Below are 429 nucleotides of genomic sequence, written 5' to 3' on the forward strand. Positions count from 1 at the left end.
TACAAGGCACCGCAGCTGCATCTCATTTATGGTTAATTTAATGGCTGGATTAATTGCCTATACCTTTCAGACTAAAAAGCCGAGTATTAAAGTGACTCGGCTTTAATTCTTATGCAGATCTGAGGTTAATTAATCCATGCATCATATTTCTTGTTTGTGGATCAATATCAAAGCCTATTTCAGTCAACTTATCGAGAGGTTTTATATCTTCTTGTCTATATTCAATATTATCTTCTACTTTATCAACTAATAAGCCAACATGCGGGGTCATTCCATCTTTTGTTGTAAAAACAATAATCGGTTTATAGTCCAAGGTTATTTGCTCTTTGGCTGATTCAAATAAGCGCTCTAATTGAATCAGCTCATGGCGCTTTACAATTTCAAGCTGTATGAGGACTTGTTTACTATTTTTTTGTTTTCAGCCCCTAA

General features: G+C 34.7%; 2 pseudogenes. One reads left to right on the forward strand and one right to left on the reverse strand.

The window, feature by feature from the left end:
- Positions 1-106 (forward strand): annotated as a pseudogene (locus CWC14_RS20050) (IS982 family transposase); the annotation flags it as partial.
- Positions 107-121: 15 nt separating this feature from the next.
- On the opposite strand, the pseudogene CWC14_RS17760 reads toward CWC14_RS20050, so the two are convergent.
- Positions 122-418, reverse strand: a pseudogene (locus CWC14_RS17760) (chemotaxis protein); the annotation flags it as partial.
- Positions 419-429: the final 11 nt, after the last annotated feature.

Origin of the sequence: Pseudoalteromonas sp. S3260 (genome assembly GCF_005886925.1) — a bacterium.
Classification (GTDB): Bacteria; Pseudomonadota; Gammaproteobacteria; order Enterobacterales; family Alteromonadaceae; genus Pseudoalteromonas; species Pseudoalteromonas tetraodonis.